The organism is Aquirhabdus sp. (assembly GCF_046462495.1).
GTDB lineage: Bacteria > Pseudomonadota > Gammaproteobacteria > Pseudomonadales > Moraxellaceae > Aquirhabdus.
Window position 1 is genome coordinate 129921 of record NZ_JBKGVE010000007.1, and the last position, 19885, is coordinate 149805.

The 19885-nt window shown below is 44.5% G+C and carries 12 protein-coding genes; 3 read left to right on the forward strand and 9 right to left on the reverse strand.

The window, feature by feature from the left end:
- Window positions 1-49 precede the first annotated feature (49 nt).
- From ACLHG7_RS08705 to ACLHG7_RS08740, 8 genes are all read right to left on the reverse strand, one after another.
- The gene (locus tag ACLHG7_RS08705) at window positions 50-3169 is read right to left on the reverse strand and encodes a multidrug efflux RND transporter permease subunit (protein ID WP_410210650.1); all 3120 of its coding nucleotides are present in this window, start codon (window positions 3167-3169) and stop codon (window positions 50-52) included.
- A complete protein-coding gene (locus tag ACLHG7_RS08710) occupies window positions 3166-4425 on the reverse strand; it encodes an efflux RND transporter periplasmic adaptor subunit (protein ID WP_410210651.1) in 1260 nt (419 codons plus the stop codon). The genes ACLHG7_RS08705 and ACLHG7_RS08710 overlap by 4 nt, the downstream gene beginning before the upstream one ends.
- Window positions 4418-5914 carry an efflux transporter outer membrane subunit gene (locus tag ACLHG7_RS08715; protein WP_410210652.1) on the reverse strand — a complete coding sequence of 499 codons (1497 nt, stop codon included), beginning with the start codon at window positions 5912-5914 and terminating at the stop codon, window positions 4418-4420. The genes ACLHG7_RS08710 and ACLHG7_RS08715 overlap by 8 nt, the downstream gene beginning before the upstream one ends.
- Before the next feature lie 372 nt (window positions 5915-6286).
- Window positions 6287-9766: an SNF2-related protein gene (locus tag ACLHG7_RS08720; RefSeq protein ID WP_410210653.1), complete on the reverse strand. Its 3480-nt coding sequence runs from the start codon at window positions 9764-9766 to the stop codon at window positions 6287-6289.
- A 13-nt stretch (window positions 9767-9779) separates the two neighbouring features.
- Window positions 9780-11165, reverse strand: coding sequence for an EH signature domain-containing protein (locus ACLHG7_RS08725; RefSeq protein WP_410210654.1), 1386 nt, complete (start codon window positions 11163-11165; stop codon window positions 9780-9782).
- 4 nt (window positions 11166-11169) lie between these two features.
- Window positions 11170-11898, reverse strand: a complete 729-nt coding sequence (gene zorB1, locus ACLHG7_RS08730; RefSeq protein ID WP_410210655.1) for a type I Zorya anti-phage system protein ZorB1 — start codon at window positions 11896-11898, stop codon at window positions 11170-11172.
- Window positions 11899-11912: 14 nt separating this feature from the next.
- The gene (gene zorA / locus ACLHG7_RS08735) at window positions 11913-13868 is read right to left on the reverse strand and encodes an anti-phage ZorAB system protein ZorA (protein ID WP_410210656.1); all 1956 of its coding nucleotides are present in this window, start codon (window positions 13866-13868) and stop codon (window positions 11913-11915) included.
- 1027 nt (window positions 13869-14895) lie between these two features.
- Complete coding sequence (locus ACLHG7_RS08740) at window positions 14896-15669, reverse strand: hypothetical protein (protein WP_410210657.1); 774 nt, start codon at window positions 15667-15669, stop codon at window positions 14896-14898.
- A gap of 303 nt (window positions 15670-15972) precedes the next feature.
- On the opposite strand from ACLHG7_RS08740, the gene ACLHG7_RS08745 reads away from it, so the two are divergent.
- Window positions 15973-17640 carry a hypothetical protein gene (locus tag ACLHG7_RS08745; RefSeq protein ID WP_410210658.1) on the forward strand — a complete coding sequence of 556 codons (1668 nt, stop codon included), beginning with the start codon at window positions 15973-15975 and terminating at the stop codon, window positions 17638-17640.
- A gap of 42 nt (window positions 17641-17682) precedes the next feature.
- On the opposite strand, the gene ACLHG7_RS08750 is transcribed toward ACLHG7_RS08745, so the two are convergent.
- Window positions 17683-18066: a helix-turn-helix transcriptional regulator gene (locus tag ACLHG7_RS08750; RefSeq protein ID WP_410210659.1), complete on the reverse strand. Its 384-nt coding sequence runs from the start codon at window positions 18064-18066 to the stop codon at window positions 17683-17685.
- A gap of 472 nt (window positions 18067-18538) precedes the next feature.
- Between ACLHG7_RS08750 and ACLHG7_RS08755 the strand changes: the two genes are divergently transcribed.
- Both ACLHG7_RS08755 and ACLHG7_RS08760 read left to right on the forward strand, forming a co-directional pair.
- Window positions 18539-19531 (forward strand): hypothetical protein, encoded by a 993-nt coding sequence (locus ACLHG7_RS08755; RefSeq protein ID WP_410210660.1) that lies wholly within the window; start codon window positions 18539-18541, stop codon window positions 19529-19531.
- A gap of 19 nt (window positions 19532-19550) precedes the next feature.
- Entirely contained in the window at window positions 19551-19787 is a 237-nt protein-coding gene (locus ACLHG7_RS08760) for a hypothetical protein (protein WP_410210661.1), read from the forward strand.
- The last annotated feature ends 98 nt before the right edge of the window (window positions 19788-19885 follow it).

Below are 19885 nucleotides of genomic sequence, written 5' to 3' on the forward strand. Positions count from 1 at the left end.
TGCCAGACCACGGACAGCCTAGGGGCTGCGACGAATATTGTCAAAAAACCTATGACTTCTGTACCAGCGCCGCCTGCTCCCGACGTGCCTTACGCGCCTCACGGCGACGCGCCAAGCGTAGACTAAAACGATCCAAGTACAAATACACGACCGGTGTGGTAAACAAGGTCAACGCTTGACTAAGCAGCAAGCCACCGACCATGGTATAGCCCAGCGGTTGGCGCAGCTCCGAACCCGTACCATGTCCAAGCATCAGCGGCAATGCCGCCAGTAGCGCTGCCATGGTGGTCATCATGATCGGGCGGAAGCGCAATAAACACGCCTGACGGATTGACGCCTCAGGCGACAGATGCTGCTCCCGCTCGGCCTGAATCGCAAAATCCACCATCATGATACCGTTCTTCTTGACGATCCCGATCAGCAGGATAATCCCGATCAAGGCAATCACCGACAGCTCAAAGTGAAACAACATCAGCATCAACAGCGCCCCTGCACCGGCCGAAGGCAAGGTCGAGAGAATGGTCAGCGGATGGACATAACTCTCATAGAGCACACCCAAAATCAGATACACCACAACCAATGCCGCCAAAATCAAATACGGCTGACTCTTGAGCGAAGATTGAAAGGCTTGTGCGGTGCCTTGAAAGGTGCCCGATACGGAACTCGGCATGCCGATCTTGCTCGCAGTATTGTTAATCGCATCCACCGCCTGACTCAGCGCAATGTTCGGCGCAAGGTTAAACGACAGCGTCACGGCGGGGAACTGCCCTTGGTGATTCACAGAAAGGAAAGCGACATGCTGGGTATCAAAATGCGCAAAGGTCGATAGCGGCACTTGCTCACCGGTCAGCGGTGAGGTGATATACAGTTTGTTCAAGGTATTCGGATCAGCTTGCAGGGTGGGTGTCACCTCCAGAATCACGTGGTAGCTGTTGAGCTGGGTAAAGTACTGCCCGACTTGACGCTGACCAAAGGCATCATATAAGGTCTGGTCAATCAACGATGGCTGAATGCCAAAGCGTGCCGCCTGATCCCGATCAATGACCAGTGACAGCATGGTACTGTTGGTCTGCTGGTCAGAGGCGACATCGCGCAATTGGGGCAATGCCTTCAATGCCGTGAGCAACTTAGGTGCCCACTCATCCAGCTCATCCAGATCCGCATCCTGAATCGTGTACTGATACTGCGTGCGTGACAGCCGCCCACCGACATTCAAGTCCTGCGATGCTTGTAAATACAACGTCGCACCCGGCACTTTTGCCAGTTCTTTGCGTAGTCTGGTAATGATCTCATCAGCCGATGCCGTACGCTCATCGCGCGGCTTGAGACCGATATTGATCTGACCATTATTCAGCGGTCGTGACCCCCCAACCGAAGCCGCCCACCCTGCAATGTCGGGATCTTTGGCAATCACATCGGTCAGGCGGTGCTGAACACGCACCATTTCATCAAAGGAGATATCCTGGGCTGCATCAGACAATCCCGCAATGATGCCGGTATCCTGCTGTGGAAAAAATCCTTTAGGGATCGCAACGTATAAGAATCCGGTACTGACGATGGTGAGGATAAAGACAATCATGGTCAGGCCTTGATGGCGTAGCACTTTATCTAAGGCACGGGTATAACCAGCAAGCAATTTATCAAATAGCCCCTCGATAAACATATAGACCTTACCGTGCTGGGCATGGCGTTCATCACGCAAAAACAGCGCGCACATCATCGGTGACAGTGTCAGCGACACCAGCGCCGATACCGCAATGGTCATGGTCACAGTAATTGCAAACTCACGGAACAACCGCCCAATAATCCCGCTCATCAACAGCAGCGGAATAAACACCGCAATCAGCGAAATACTGATGGTCAAAATGGTAAAGCCAATCTCTTGCGAGCCTTTCAGCGCGGCTTCCTTAGGCGTCATGCCCTCTTCGATATGGCGATAGATGTTTTCCAGCATCACGATGGCATCATCCACCACAAAACCCACCGCGATGGTCAAGCCCATCAGTGACAGGTTATCGAGGCTATAGCCCACTGCATACATCAACGCCGCCGTACCCATCAATGCTAAAGGCACCGTAATGCCGGGAATGATGGTCGCCCAAAAGGTGCGTAAGAACAGAAAAATAACCATCACCACGAGGAAAATGGTCAGGATCAAGGTGAACTGCACATCATCCACCGACGCCTTGATGGTGGTCGTTCGGTCAATGATCTTGTCCATCTTGAACGACGCAGGCGCCGCTGCCATCACGTCTGGCAGCACTTTTTCAATATTGGCGACGGTGTCCAAAATGTTAAAGCCGGGCTGTTTAAACACTTGCAGAATGATGCCGGGCTTGCCGTTTTGCCATGCTGCGAGCTGAGTGTTTTCTGCACCATCCACCGCGATACCGATATCACGTACCCGAATCGGCGCGCCATTTTTATAGGCGATGATCACGTCATTCCACGGCGCGGCTTTCTGCAATTGATCGTTGTTATAGATGGCAAAGCTATGTTTGGTGCCGCTGATCGATCCCTTGGGTCCGTTGACACTCGCTGTGGTGATGATATTGGCGACATCTTCAAGCTGTAGACCTGTCGCAGCCAGCTTAGCGGGATCAACTTGAACGCGAATCGCGGGCTTCTGCTGACCACCAATCGACACCTGCGCAACGCCCGCAATCTGCGATAAGCGCTGTGCCACTACAGTCTCGGCATAGTCATCGACTTCGGTGAGGGGCAAGACATCGGAGTGCGCGCTATAGGTCAGGATCGGCGCATCGGCAGGATTGACCTTGCGGTAAGACGGCGGCGAAGGCAGGTTCTTCGGCAGTTGACCACCCGCAGCAGTGATCGCCGACTGGACATCCTGTGCGGCAGCATCGATATTGCGATTGAGATCAAACTGTAGCGTGATCTGGGTCGAGCCCAGCACACTGGTCGAGGTCATCTGACTGACCCCGGGGATCTGGGCAAACTGGGTCTCTAGCGGCTGAGCCACCGACGACGCCATGGTCTCAGGGCTGGCACCCGATAGCTTGGTCGACACCAAAATGGTCGGAAAATCCACCTGCGGCAGCGGCGCAACTGGCAGCATGGGATACGCCACCAGACCAATCAAAAAGATGCCCGCCATCAACAGTGACGTGGCAATCGGGCGGTGAATAAACGGTGCGGAAATATTCATGATGCCGCACCTGCCTTATACGCTGATGCGTCATCTTTGGCGTGTGATGCCTTATCTTTTTGGGCATCTTTATCTTTAACCTTGACGCTACTGCCCGGTTGTAGGCGGTATTGGTTATTGGTCACGACTTGCTCACCCTCAGCAAGACCACTCTCCACCACCATGACTTTACTGGTATCAATACCGACTTTGATCGGTCTTGCCTCGACCGTCGAGTCCGGTTTCAACACATAGGTAAACATGCCATTCGGGCCACGCTGTGCGGCGCTATCGGGAATCGTCAAAGCTTGCTGATGGACTTGCAGCAGCAAACGGGCATTGATGAACTGTCCCGGCCAGAGCTGGAGATGGTTATTGGCAAAGGTTGCTTTGAGTTTGATGGTGCCCGAGGTTTGGTTGATCTGGTTATCCACCAGTGCCAGCGTGCCTTGATCCAGTATCTTGCTGCCATCCCGCGCCAGTGCAGCGACGGGCACTTTGCCCTTCTCCAGCGCCTGATTGACTTGGCTCAGAGCCTCTTCAGGCAGGGTAAAGATCAGCGAGATGGGCTGCATCTGGGTCACGACCACGATGCCTGTGGTATCGGTGCTATGCACCATATTGCCGACATCGACCAAGCGAATCCCGGTGCGACCCGTAATCGGTGAAGTGATGGTGGTGTAGTCGAGTTGGGTTTTGGCATTATCCACTGCGGCCTGATCCGCTTGTACCTGTGCAGCAAGCTGGGCAACCGTGGCACGCTGGGCGTCCAGTGTTTGTTTACTGGTGAGCTGCTGGGGTTCTAGCACTTGGTAGCGCGCCAGATCGCGTTTGGCATTGGCAAGCTGGGCTTCATCTTTGGCTTTATTGGCCTGTGCCAGTAGCAACGCCGCTTGATTGGGCCTGGGATCAATCTGCGCCAAGACATCGCCGCGATTCACGGTTTGTCCTTCGGTAAAGCCAATCTTTTGCAATTGTCCATCCACCCGCGTATTCACCGTGACAGTGTTGAACGCCTGTACCGTCCCCAGCCCTTCCAGATACTGCGGCATGTCCATACGTGTGACGCGAGTGGTTTCGACCGTCACGGCTTTGGGCTTACCCGTATCAGGCTTGGCGGCTTTGTCATGCGAACTGCTGCCATACCAGACCAGTCCACCGATCACCACCACGGTTGCCCCGATCAGGATTACGCGGGTCTTTTTACGCTCAGGCTGAACTGGGGTTTGCGGTGTTGCGGCTGGCGCTGGAGTCGGGTTGGGCGTGGGATTAGTCATGGGTATTTCCTAAACGGGCTTGCGCGATCGCAGATGAGGTGCTGGTTGGTGAATGTTGTGGTTCTTCTTGCTGCCAGCCGCCACCAAGGGCGTTATACAGTGACAGCAGGGCTTGCAGATGGGCGAGTTTGACTTGGGCCAGTTGATCATCGCTACTGAATACGGCTTGCTGGGTACTCAGCACGGTGAGGATATTGACCGTACCCGCATGCAGTTGGGCATTGGCAAGGCTATAGGCATGTTGTGCCTTATCAAAAGCGGCCTGCTGTCGGCTTTGCTGCTCAGCGGTTTGCTGTACGGCGACCAGTGCGTCCTCGACATTGGCATAGGCGCTGATCACGGTCTTGTGGTAGTCCGCCAGTAACTCGGCATAGCGCGCCTTGCTATAGTCGTATTGCCCGCTGATCGCCCCGCCTGCAAAGATCGGCTGCGTCAGACCTGCCGCAAGGCTAAAGACCCGATTGGCAGGACTCAGTGCCGTGGACAGCGTATTGCTAACAAAGCCGCCATTCGCGGTCAGGCTGATACTGGGGAAATACGCGGCACGCGCCACTTTGATATTGGCATTGGCAGCGATCAATTGCGCTTCCGCCTCGGCGACATCGGGGCGGCGCGCCAGTAACTCAGAGGGCAAGCCTGCTTCGATCACGGGTGTGGTCAGCCCTGCTAGACTACCGCTGGGGATATCAACAGCCTCGGGCAGTTGTCCCGTCAGGATCGCCAATGCATCACACAGTTGACGCAGTTGTTGTTTCAGCGGGGGGATCGAGGCATAGAGGGTCGCCACGGCTGTTTCTTGCTGTGCGGTATCCAGCGCGGTGATGATGCCGACGCTTTGCTGGGTTTGCAGACCTTTTAGGGTGGTTTGGGCATTACTCAAGTTGTTTTCAGCGATGTTGATGCGGTCGCGCAGTGCTAAGGCTTGGAAGTAGTCACTGACTACACTGGTCATGACGGCAAGCTCTACGGTCGCTCGGTCATAGCGACTGGCTTTGGCAGCGGCAACGGCGGCTTCGCGTGCAGCGCGATTCTTGCCCCAGAAGTCGACCTCGTAACTGGCGGAGAGTAGCGGGCTATATTGGGAGTGGGTTTGCATACCGCCACTGGAGGCTTCTGAGCGGGCATGGGTTGCGGTGGCACCAAGGTCTACTTGGGGCAGTAGGCTTGCACCTGCGATCCGTGCTGTCGCATCCGCTTGCTCGACCCGAGCCATGGCGGCGGCGAGGTCATCATTTTTATGGGTGGCCTTCTCAATCAGGCTATTTAATTCTGGTGAGCCAAAGCGCTGCCACCACTGCCGATTGGTGTCCTGCGCGGTTGCTCTACCCTGCTCGGTTAACCATGCGCTGGGCTGTGGTGTGCTTGGGCGCACATAGGTCGGACCGACACTACACGCAGTCAAGGTGACGCTTGCGCAGATGAGTAATCCGCAGGTGCGGACCAGGGAAAAATGATTGAAGGCTAAAGGTTTATCTTTCTGACGGGACATAGCAGCGCATCACAGGGTGTAGTGAGCAATGATACGCGTGCGCGGATGAAGGGAGAGCTGGGTGAATTATTAAATTCTGTTCATGTATTCACAAATGAATAAGAGAATAACTGCTCTATTGTTGCATCGCCAAACATCACGCTAACGCAACTTAGAACATATTATTTAAAGAGATCACCATTATTGAAATAAAAACTAGAACTACATCTTATAAAAATCGCACTCACGATAAAATTTAAGTTTTTACTTAATAGCCCACTCCCCCATTTAAAATTTAGAATATATCTCCTTATCGCCCAAGATTAAGAATCTATAACGTCTAGATAGTATTAATGAAGAAAATTAATAGAGGTGTTTCTTCAAATCCGACTATCATCGAAGATTCATATTGACAAAATTAGTGTAGTCTTTCTGACCCTTCATATGATCATGTCCAGATTGTTCAGCATGACACCTGACACACAATACTTTCAAGTTACTTGGCTCATTATCATCTTTAATATGATTAATATGATGCACATGAAGATATTGTTTTAAATTGCGTTGAGACAATCTGACATTACATTCTTGGCATGTCCATGAATAACTTTCTCTTAAAGACTGACTGATACTCTCCCATTCAGTAACATAATTATGCCCGCCTTCAATTTCTTCAACAGACCCTAATAATCCTGCCGCGAGCTCCTTATCAGAAACTCCACTCCCAGGACTTAGCATGTCTTTGGCCAGCTTACGCTTACCATTCAATAAGCGATCAAGCTTCACCTCGAAGGTTTCAATATCTGTTGAAAATACTGATGGGTAATACACAAATACTTCCTTCTCTTGCCCAATTCGATAAGCGCGATCCGTTGCCTGATCCTCTTTCGCCGGATTCCAGCAACGAGTGTAATGAATCACATGATTTGCTTTCTGAACATTTACCCCAAAGCCAACAGCTACGGGAGACATAATAATGACATTGAATCCAGGCTTTGCTTGGAAGTGATCAATAATCTTCTGCCTCGTGACCCCGCTTTGACTTGTACTAGCAGTATCACCATTCACCGTATCTACTGGCAACCCAAAGAACTCTTGAATCAATCTTCTTAAGAATATTTGAATATCTCTAAGCTCTGTAAAAATAATGACTTTTTCTTGTCTTTGTTGGATATCTTTAAGACCTTTGAGCAGCCATTCCACTTTTGGAGACTCTTCCCGAGGTTGTCTGGGGTCTATCTGTAGTGGATGAGCACAAATCATTCTCAACTTGTGCAGTGCACTAAGCATTGCAGTCCCTCGCTCACTAGCAGGCTTATTACTGTAGCTCGCCATTAGACCGCTGTATAAATCACGTTGCAATCTGGAAAGCGGAATCTGCTTACAATCTTCTCTTTCTGTTTTAGGCGGCAGAGCAGCAACATCAGACTTCATACGCCTTAAAGTTTGAGGTTCAATTAATAGCTTCAATTTCTCACGAATTTCATCATCCTCATCATCTTCGATTGGACGCTTATAAATTCTATTGAACTCTTTTAATGAACCCAATAAACCACTCTGGATGAAATCAAATAAACACCATAAATCAGTAAGCGAATTTTCAACTGGCGTGCCTGTGCATGCAATCTTAAAGTCTGCATTCATGGCTAATGCTGCTCTAGTTACCAATGCACTTGGTGTTTTAATCTTTTGTGCTTCATCACAAATCATCATGCTCCAGTGCTCTTTACCTAAAGAGAATTGGAGATCACGTAATGTTTCATAGGTAGTCAGGACAATGTCAGCCTCACCACGCCAATCTTGTATTAACAGATTTTTAATACCTTTTGAGTTTACCGGTACATCTCGCATTTTCCGTTGCTTCAACTGCTCTCCGTACAAACTCAAGATTTTTCCAAATTTTGAACTAAAGAACTTATTAGCTTCAGCTTGCCAGTTTTCTAACAACGATACTGGAGCAACAATCAATACTGGCTTTCTATTATCTTTATTCGCCTCCAAATATTGACCAATAAAACATAACAATTGAATGGTCTTTCCTAAGCCCATGTCATCGGCCAGCAAACAGCCATTTACTTGCTCTGGGGCTAAACTAAATAAATGCTGAAGCCAAGCAATGCCATAATGTTGATGAGGCTTTAGCTGAAACTCTTGCGACCTAAAACTGCTTGGTAATGTTGGCGAAGCCAATATATCTAGATTTAGTAGCACACCGCGGTTATGGATATACTCCTCATCATCAATATTACTTTTAACCAATAATATCGCGGGTTTGTCATTAGGTTTATCAGATGGCTCTTTTTCTATGGGCTGTCTTTTCTGCAAGAACTCTTTAACCCTGTACTCAACATCCAGAGCCGTAGGCATTGATACTGGATGATCAATATATGGCAAAATAACCTCTGATGACTCAGCCTTCGAAGCCACCTCAATCGCTATCTGGATATATTCTAAAGTTGAACTTGTAATATGCGGTTTTATTTCATCAAAGAAATGCTCTGATTGTGGTGTTGGCAGCCAAGCCTCGCCACTACTTTTATTGGAAACACTTCCTGCTGGAGGCTCTCCAACCCCAATAACACGATCAGAGTATGCTGATATATTGAATATACCCTGTAAGAGTTCTTGACCATTTCTGCCGATGATTGCAGCCAAATCTGAGCGTAATCGCTCTAATTGCTGAATAGATTTAGGCGATAAAATGATTGGATATCCATTCCAATAAAACTGATTTTCCTCGTCTTTCTTAGCTGTATTGAAATTCTCAATGAAATAACTAGCATGATTAGAATCATTAAGAGCCAGTTCTAAGGTAGCTTCATCTTGTTCTGTGCAAGGATCCAACTTCAAATCCGCAGATTGAAAATACCCGGCCTCGTCATAATGACTATCAATCGTTAAATCATATTTAAAGATGCCTGCTTCAGATTTTGACTTCTCAAAATCTGAAGCATCTATCACTTTTGCTGCAGAATCGCCTAATTGAGCAAATGGATTCTCAATGAATTTCTGGGCACGTTCACCAGCTACACGTCTCGCAGGCATGCTTTTTATTTCACTTAAAACCTGTTTGACCTCATCCTCAATCAATACATGGACAACCGCGCCATCAGGAAGATTGACACTGTATCTCGACTGAACTTCGTTATACTGATCAAATGATTCCAGCCAATTATTTGGAGCACCTTCAAAGACTGGCTGAATCTCAATTAATGAATCATTTGCAAGGTGAACCTGACGCATTTTTAATTGTAATGCTTCTGGATGCAGCACAATGGTTTTACTTAAAAAAGAATCCATGTGTGCTTGAGCTTCATTGGCTAGTTTGCGTATCTTTCCCCAATATCGCTCATTATCTTGACGGGTTTTGTCATTTTCTAACCGCGCCATTTTTTTTATTTGCTTAGTCAGTTCAAATGATGCTTCAGGCAATAAGTACTTTTGTCCATTTAGAGCGATAACAGCGCCAACTCGCTCTACTTCAGCATTACTTTTAACCGAACCAGTTTCATCTTTCCAACCGTTTAGGCTAATTCCAAATGATGAATCTGATAGTGCACCCTTACTATTAATGACTGGCCTTAAAGAGGTTTTGGCAGGGATTTGGAGAAGATTAATGACAGCTGCATGTTCCTCATCTTTAAGTAATTTATAAAGCTCACTCCACGGCAAAACATAATGGCTTTCAGTTGGATACGCTATACACTCTTGCTCAAGATCCTTCCAATAATAGTCCGCATCAGATTGAGGTATAGAAAAATATGGATACAGCACTCCATCCTCATTGCACTCAAAAGGACGAGCTGCCGCAACACTTACGGCTTCTACAGACTGAACTTTAGATTTAAAACGTTTCCAAAATGAAAGTGCCAATTTTAAAATCCTTTTAATATGTTCTGTTTGTTTGGTCAGGTGAAATGCCTAAGGGTTTTTTAAGATAATTATCGAATTTTCCCTCCCACGAACCACTATGACTCAAGGCTTCCTTAAAGTACCCTGAAGCCTTATTACTTAAATCACCCCGCTCTGTAACTCTACCAACACGTGCAGGCATTCCACTATAAAAATAACAAGCATTCCCTGTTTCTGAAAATTCAACAATATAAATAGAACCTATCTTGATCATGAAAGCATTTAATGTTGATTGACCTCCACGAATTTGAGCATAACGCTCACTATTTTCATCTAGAAATTTCTTCCTAGCTGGATGAGTAGTTCGGATTGAATCGCGCCCAAAAAAAAGCTGAGAGTAAGAGATCTGCTTAATGAATCTCATCCAGTAGTTGAATCGCCGTTTATCTGCATTGTCTGTGAATGTCATAAAGAATGCCTCTAAATCGGCCCGAACAAACCACTCCATGACCATTTCCTTGGTCTTAGATTCAACATTCTGCCACCCCCTATTCTCAGAAAACTGCGGAGCCTTCCAGAAATCTAATGAAATTTTCTGAAGTGTCTCATGAACCTCACCCCGATATTTTGATGTAGCGTAACGATTCATCGTTTTTGCGAGGATTTCAGTTTTATGAGATGGATGTTCAATCATAAGACCAACTAAGCTATCAATCCTTTGTTTAAACTCTGGATCAGACATATCACAAATAACTGAGACAATCTCACGAATGAATTGATCCCAAAACCAACCATTACTAGGAACCCTCAACTGATTTGTAAGCTCTTTAACAAGGCTATCGTTTCCTGAAGAAACACTTTCCTTTGCAAGCTGCAGTGTTGGTTTTTCCCTTAGCAACTCTGGATATTTACTTAAAGTCCCTATCCAATCTCTTGGACGCCTCGCTCTCTGCATCACATTATCTTTGGTAGAAGTCAGAATACCTCTTAATACCAACCAATTTTCTGCAGCTTCCTCAACCTCAAGTTTTGTCAGTGCAAAATAGCTATACAGCAAGGGAAAATATATAGAGCCTGTAGCTATCAGATCCTTTTTATTTTCATCAATATATTTAAGAACTGTGCCTCCATCCGTATGAAGAATGAGTTTTTTTCTCTGAGGAAACTGAACACTTAGTCCCCAAGCAATATTTCGCCAATCTTTTAAGGATAAGTCGATAAGCGGTAGTCGTCCTATTTTTTGTATTGCTTCAAGAAGTAAATCTTGATTAGGTCGTCCATCTCCGCTTATATCGTATTTTCTAAGCAATTGATCAACACTTCTATTCAATTTGTTTGGCTGATGTAAAACAATAGGATTACTCTCGATTACAAGGAGTAATTGATCTTTTAAGGCCCGATCTAAAGATAAAATACTCATTGCACTACCTCGTCAATTGGCATGACTCTAATGGAGCCGACACAAAATGAGGTTGCTGACTCATATTCTCTTTTTCTTTTAAGCCATAGAACTGTAACTTCAACTCAACACGTCTTGATGCATCCTTACTATCTTTGGCACCATTAAAAGCCACACCACCAGCCAAGAATAACTGCTTAACCTGATTCTTTTGATCCTCAGTCAACTTTGAACTAGAAAACAACGGATCCAATAAAACACACATCACCCATTCTGAGCGTCTTAAGCTCAAGTCCAAGTTATACAAATATGAACCATCAGTATCCGTAAAGCCCTCGATCACAATTTGCTTAAACCATTTCTGGCCTTCTTTGCTATTAGCCGCACTCAACACAATTGGTACCAGCGTATTCAAAGCCTGATTTCCTGCCGGACTTAACCTATAGTCATTATGACCAAAACGCCCAGCTTCACCGAAGCTAATACGGTTATCCTTACAATCAACTTCAATCACTTGATTCTTTAATGCTGAGTTATGTTTTATATCCTCACATATTTGCAGGATATCTTTCTTCCTCGAGTTTTCAGCATTGGTTGCTTCATTAATACGCTTAGTCACAACCATCAATGAGACCGCCATAACAACAAGGAATAGAGTCATGAGTGCTGTCATTAAATCAGCAAAGGAAATCCAGAAAGGCTTTTCTCCTTCATCTTTTTGATGAGGTATTCTTTGATACCGGTTATTCAACATGATTTAACACCTTATCAAGAGCGTTTGGAAACCAGACCTTCCATATCATCAACTAGGTTTCTAAAGCCATCCGTTACGCCAGCAATGCTGGTTGTCGCCCTGCTGAGAGCTGTTTCATAAGCCTCTAATGTATTGTTCAGACTAGTACCCACTCCATCTGTGAAGCCTTTAAAACTATTGCTAAGTACATCATTTACTTTGCTTAAATAGCCATCCATATCGTTTCGGACACCTTCTAGGGCATTAGTCATCTGCTTCATGTCATTTAGCATTTGACTACTCATGCCAGCTTCCTGTTTTGCATTAGCAACAACAGCTTCTAGGGCTTGTATTGCGGTATCGACACTCTTACGGGACTGTTGATAATCAGATAACAATGTATTGAGCTGTGTTCCAGCCATTGTTAGCGCACCAGAAATACCTTCCATTTGAGTAAAGGAATTGCTCAAGGACATACCAGCATTTGTAAACCTATCAGCAGCAGTAGTCATTTTCTCAGCACCATCATTCATGCCTTTGATGCTACTTGTGGACACATCAGATAATTTATTAATGTTTTCTTTAAAGCTTTGACTTGCCAGAGCACTGGCTTCCAATACTTGAGACATTTGAGACGATAAGTTATCCAGAATTTCCGTTTTCATATGACCCGTAATGTCACTCAACGTACGGGCAACACCTTCATTAATCAGTTGTGATGCATTCACACTGGTTTGACTAACTTCTTGCGAACTTTTTTTCATCTCCTCTACCATAGAGCTGATGGAGCTGGCCATTTCTTCTTGCTTGGCTTTAATAGCGTCTAGAATCTCGACCATTTTTCCTTCTAAAGCATTTGATGATGCCTCACTGGTATGTTGCATATCATCAATCAACTTAGTAAAACCAAGCTGCATATCACGCATCGCAGACACAGACTGAGCCATCATGTCACCAAGACCTTTCATTTGATTACCAAATGTAGTCTCAAGCTTTTGCATGAACATGGTCAGAACATCGGTAATCAAATTTTGAACAGAAGAGCTCTGATCTCCACTCACTTGCTGCACGCTATTGGCAATTTTGCTTAATGGTTCATGGAAAGCGTCTTTAATCGAGTTACTAATCTTGGATGCAATATCATCACCTGATTTTTCATAGGACTGAGACAACTGTGATGCAAAAGCCATTTGACTTTGCTGGTTAGCCTCAACCAAATTGGTCATCATAACTTTGAGCTCATCAACCAAGCTATCTTTCAGTATCTTGGCTTGATCCACGCTATCACCAGCGTATTTCACCAACTGAGCAAGTCTTTTCTCACCCACTTCGTCCGCCTCAAACAAACCATCTATTTCCGCACATAAATTCTCAAGTTGCGAATAACAAGTTCTTAACCAACGTTTTTCGATTGTGGTGACGACCATAGCCATAAAAATAGCAAAGCCGGATGCAACAAAAGCCTCACCAACTGCGTGCAATAGAATCTTTAAGCTACTTTGAATATGACTCGGGTCACCATCCGGATCAAACTGAAACAAACCAATCAATAAACCAAAGAAAGTGCCGATAATACCTATACCCGTCATCAAACCGGGCAAATGCTTAAAGAACTCGATATGCAAAGGGGTATCGATAAGCAATGTCTGGCTAAAAAGGTTTGCACTACTTGTTGTTGCACGTGATCTTACAACCCGTTCCTCACCCTCAATCGTTTCAACTTCATCATGCAAAGTACTTTCATACATACCCCATACATGGTTGAACTCCGTTGATGCAAAGAGATGTCTTAACTTCAACTTCGCCTGACTGTTATCACACGTTTCTTTGATTGTGTTCAACACTTCGATAGATTGCGTCAATTGACCACTCAATCGTTTTGCTGTGTTTCGGTACCTTGACCAGAATCGATAAGTCAAACCAATGATGAGCAAAATAACGAAACCGGGAATGATCCAAAATGATTGTAAGAACTGTGCAATTGCCAACATTGTCCCCCCCTAATCTTTTTTGAATAAACATATGTTTTAAAATAATCTTTTAAAGATACCATTCATTCCTGTACGCTCAAAGATTTATATTTTAGATACCTCTAATGAAAATAATTTGGAGAGGGTGGTAGATATTATTACGTCATGGTTTGTTTAGCAGACCTCGAAATGAAAAGGCTGTATATATGGAGTTGGTCGAGATTAAGAGAAACTGACGCAGAAAAATAAATCTGTTTACTATAAACCAATGTCTAGATATTGCTGTGAAGCAAGCAGTCTATTCCTTGTATACGCAAAGAATCTAGTACTTCACCATTATATGTGACGCGATGAAAACTCGTTTATGACAGCAGAATTTGGCTCATATGTTTTCTATAGGAAGTTACTTTACTGTGAGGCCGGATGGGACTGCGGCTTCACATTCATTCGTTTTGAACGGACAACAAAAAACCCAGCACCTTTCGGTTACTGGGTTTTTTTAACTATATCCGGATCATATAGGTCTTACATTTTTTGGCGAGAGAGGGAAGCGATCCAATCATTCAAAACATTGATTTATATAATTTATTTTTAGTTTGTGTTTTGGTTGTACCAACAAAAATACCAACATACCACATTTCCTTAAACTACTGATAATATTGAAAAATAATTTTTGTAAAAATTCTGTTTTTCGCTACCAAGGGCATTCAATCAATAGCTGGCTACAACGCATGGATTTTCAGCTAGTATAGAAAGCTCGCTACCGAGTTCGATGGTCTGTGCATAAGAATGAAATGATTAAATGACTGAGATAATGCTTCGCGCTAATATAAACCAATTCTTCAGTCAGGCATTCACAATAGGAAACAAGGGGGAGTTTGTGGAGTATGAGCACATTTCACACAAACCTTATCCATTTTAACCAAAGCATCTGAGGATCGTGACCTAAAAAATCCTGTTCAACACCTACTACAACAGCACTGCATCTAAAATTGCCGCCAAAATACGGGAAAGTCAGAAACGCATGTTGGGCATGGAGGATTGAACATTAAAGCCCGCTATCATTTGCAAGCACAAGAATTTTTCTTAGGTGAGCTAGGGGGTCTTCGTATAGTGGCTCTTTTTCTAAAAGCTTCATAAGCCCCATGAACAGGCTTTTGCCATAAGTGCGCGCCTTTCTATCTTGAGCAGGAGTCAACTCGGTCTCTGGATCATTATCATTTATTTTGAAAATCTCCAGATATTTTGCATGAATGTAAAATATTTCCTTTAGTGTGGATTCAAGATTTGTATTTATTTCTTTTACTTTGTTATATTTTAACAGCAGTTCACTATTCTTTAATTGTTCTCTTTGGTTTTTTACCCTCAGTTGTTCAACTTCGTAATTTGTTACTTTTTTTAAACGACTGAATTTTTCTTCATACTCTTTTTTTATAACGCTTTCTATGTTGCTAGTGTTTAATATAAGCTCTTCCAGAGATTGGCTAATCGTTCCTTTTGGGTTGAGCTGCTTCAGCTTCGCTTCAATCTCATTGCTCATAATAAAATTATAAGCTTTTCTGCCATTCTTGGTACGTAGCTTTTTCTGACTCCATGCCGCCTTTGTCTTTTTCATTAGAGTTTCATAAAAATAGATACGATCCACATTCGCATCAATGTCACTCTGAATTTGCTGATCCAAACGCATTAGCCATGCTTGGTTATTAGGAAACATGCTCCTATCAGCCAATGGCACTTTTTGTTTCAGCAAATACCGTTCAATCCACAGTTGATCCTCAATGCTTCTGGGCTTAAACCATGCGAACCAGTTATCTCTGCTCACTCTTCCCCTCCTACATGATGAAATGGATCGACATCTCCTGATCAAGAGAAGGTACATCAAAATTCAATTGATCACAAGTGATCACAATGTCTTTTATAAAGACACAAGTGAAAAAATCACAAGCAATCATTATTATTTAACTTAAATCACAAGTGAAAAAATCACAAGTGTTTTGATACTCACAAGTGAATCACGAAGCTTAAAGCTTGCTTTTCATAGTATGTTTTTCGCATCTGGCGTTGCTTCTAGGAGTCTAATCGACTAAGGTAGGCACTCATCTACAGTACAAGGACTGAGCAAGCGATGCAATCAAATATTATTAAGTATTGCTATATTGTGATACGCCTAGAAGATGAAAAGCTGACTGTTGCTGAGAAGTACTTACTGCTCCGTGTATTGTTGATGTATGGTCTTGAACCAGTCGAGGGTTCAGCTAACAAGCTGGTGAAGGGTATGGGCCTGACCGTGTCTCAAATCAGGAAATCAAGAAATGAACTGTTGGAGCTAGGCTACCTAGAAAGAAGACGAATTGAGCCTTTAGTTGAGGATCATGCAGGCAAGTCACTTGAGGGGTTTGCTTTCTCAGAAAGCCATGAGCATTTTAAAAATCAAAGAAACTTGAGCGCTTGGGAGCTTTATTTGTGGGGGTCATGGATCCAGCCTATATTGATACAACCCAAGCGAACGCGTGATAACAATCATCCACAAAAAGAACTTCTTTATTCTACACGTGTACTATTGGCCGTGCTCTATGCGCAGGCCGATGAGTTGGGCGTGATCAGCAATATGGGCACGTCCAGACTATTAAAGCTGACTGGGATGGGGAAGGATGGATTAAAGGCACAATTGGAAAATATATCTAAGCTTGGATATTTGATGGTGCGCGTTGCGGGGATGATGGAGTCGAATATCTTAAAAAACTTTTCTGGTGATTTTTATCTGAATGTTTACGATTTCTATCCATCGGCAGATCATACGCCATGTACGCTGGTGTCTTTCAATAGCGCCATGACTGATCGTTACAACACGACTTTTGGCGGCAAAATGATTGTTGATCATAACAAGCCAAATCAATCGCAGAGGGTGCAGATCGTCGAACAGAATGACAGCGCCTTGCTATGGAAGATCGAAGTTGATGAAGAGTCTTTGGCTAAAATTAGGAAAGAAGAATTAGATAAATTGAATGAGTTAAAGCAGTCTTATGAAAATGCCAAACAGGCTTTTAGTGCGAAACGCATATTTGGCGGTAACTTTCAGGGCAATATCCGTGAAAACGCCAGACGCATACTGGTTGGTATAAAATCTGATGAGTCTTGGGGATGGCTCGCTTTTTTTAAAGATTTCGACCTCGGCATGTTCTTGCAAAGCCCAAAACCGCTAGTTTTTGCCAAAACCCTGGAGTTCAAGGTTTATCACTACGCGTCAGTGCTGCTTAGCCAGCATTGGGCGGGTATAGACTTGGATATTGACCTTGAGGATAAAATCCAGCCGACGATCCTAGAGAAGATCAAGCAGGATCTGTTTCTAAAACATGATTTTGACCCTGACAATACAACATTTGAACATCAGATTGAGGAGCAAAAAATAAATGCCTTATGTTTGCTGTTGTATCGGAACGCGTTTGAACTTGCTTTGATTGGCAAGGCGATGGTGCTTGTTACAGCGGATAATTACTCAATCTCAACTAATCTTTTGCAAGATGGACAGTATCGCATTGTTCCTTTTGATTTAAGCATGAGCATGAAGGATCAACATAAAAGGTTTATGATTGCGTTTCGTCTAAATCATACGTCCTGTGCACCCAGCCTATCATCCTGCGTTTTTATAAAACCTGTATTAGATAGCACTAGGCATTTTGATCTAGATGTTCGTAGCAAGGAAAAAACGGGCAATGCTCAATGGCCTGTGGGTGAAAGACAGACCTTTGAGCGCTTTGGCTTCTTTCAAACCAAAAGTATAAATTACATCTAGGCAGTCGGTCACGCAGCATGGATACGTGAGGATTGCACCAATTCAACGCCGACTCTTGGTTATCCTCGACTCGATCCATGTCTGCATCTCGCTTTCGAGCCAACCGATTGAAGATTGAGTCAAATGGATACTTCTTGGAAAGCTCGGATCGTGGCGTGGAGAGTTCTTGTCCAGTAAATCGTAGACGGTTGATCTGGATAAACCAGTGCATTCTAGCACTTGTTTCAGGCGAAGGATTTTGTAGGGAGGTTGCACTGATTGGGCCGATGGTTTTGGCTTGATCTCTTGATGCGTGGTCATTTTCATTGATCTCGAAATTGTACGCGGGTTACTCCGCATATCATTCCGAGTGCTGTAAAAATTTACACGCGATAGCACTGCCCTACACCTCTGAGGACAGCTTGTGCTATTCCTAGAGTGATGCATTTAAAGGTGGTTAAAAAATATGCCCTCTCTGTTGTGAATTCGGCTAACCCTACAAGACCTGCATCACCCCTATTTCTATCGTGTTTACAGTCATAATCACTTGAAGAGTCTGGCTGGCCCAGCGAAAAACGGTTCTAGGCTTTCCCTCATTCGCAGGTATATTAATTTATTGCCTCTGCTCTTTGTTCACCCTCTTAACCCTATCAGTAAACCCCTCAAGGGTTTACGTTGAATATTGAGATTAAAAAATCCGAATCTTTTAAAGATGGTCTAAGTCACGCCCTATGCAAAGCAATGCTGAATGACGTCTAGTTTTGGCTGTTTTACGAAGGGATTGTAATTCAAGTACGATGATGGCACCTGTGGAACATGGTGCATGTGAGTGCTCAGTAAGGTCAGTCTTCTGCTTTTTGTGTAAAAAAATATCAGATCACCTCTTGTATGTGTATTACCACATCCAAGGAGCCCTGAAATGCACAATACGTTAGATCGATCACCTGAGCCTGTTTATTTAGTTGGTCAAGGCCAGATTACATTAGAAATTGAAAAACTGGTCAATGACATCAAGGCAACGTTTAAGCCCATTGCTCTGTCTAGGAGCGGTTTCACGGAAAGCGCGTATTTTGATGGAATGTTCTTTATTCGCCTGAAAAACTCTTTAAACAGATACTTTACACAGTTCAGTCCGCATTATCAGTACTCACCCCATCTGAACGTTTTCTGGCAAGCATGCCGTGATATTGGATTATGGCCGGAAGGTCAAGGACTTATGACCCGTGGCTTATATCAAGTAACTATGGATCACATCATTGGGCTGGTCAGAAAAATTGCTGAATACTCCCGTAGTAAACAGTTCGATGAGGCGGTGAAGCGCAGACATTATCAGGTTCGGGAGAATCAAAGAAGCCTGCGTAATTTTGCCAGCCATATTCATGACCACTACGCTAGAGTGCTTTTGATCAGGGTGGATCTGAGTTATAAGCCGGAGTTCTATGGGTTTATTACCATCGATGATGTGTTAGAACACCGATCATCCTTCTTTAGGAGGAAAGAATACCATCCTGTTTTTAATCACTTGGTGGCTCATGCTTGGGCGGTTGAACAGGGCAATGATACGGGAGGCTTTCATATCCATGCAGCGTTCTATTTTCGCGGAGATCGGCGGCAATATGACTGGGCCATAGGGAAAGACATTGGTGAGTTATGGGAACAGGTGACAGGTCATGGTCGCTACTTTAACTGTAATACGCCTAAGCACAAGGAATACTTTAGACAGCGTAATAAATTGGGTATTGGCATGATCCACAGGGATCGACCGCTAGAAGTGCAGAATGGCATCAATACCACCACGTATTTGACTGATCCGACCAAGCAGGACCAACACTTACGAGTTCAGCCTATTCAATCACGCGTATTTGGTTCTGGATGTATCGCCGCTCTACGAAAGGATAATCGCCATGTGTGATGAATATGGAAGTGTCTTAGTGCACGGTGACTTATCAGACTACGATAAGATCCAATTGGCACATTTTGCGAATGATGAACCGCCAGAAGACGACATGATCTCTAGTAAACCCGCAGAGATTGAGCCTGAGGAAGACGATTGCGACGATGATCTCTACTCCGCACCTTCTTCACTAGCAAACGGGAACAGCCGATGCCCTGATGGTTTTTTAGGTAACATTGATAAAGTCGTGATAGGGTGGTCAGAGCCTTTTTAGTCGTTTACGGCAAAAAAATAGAGAGAAGCATTAGCCTCTCTCTATTTTTGATTCACTTAATTGATTTACCAACTTTTATTGAAGATCAGTTGATTGAA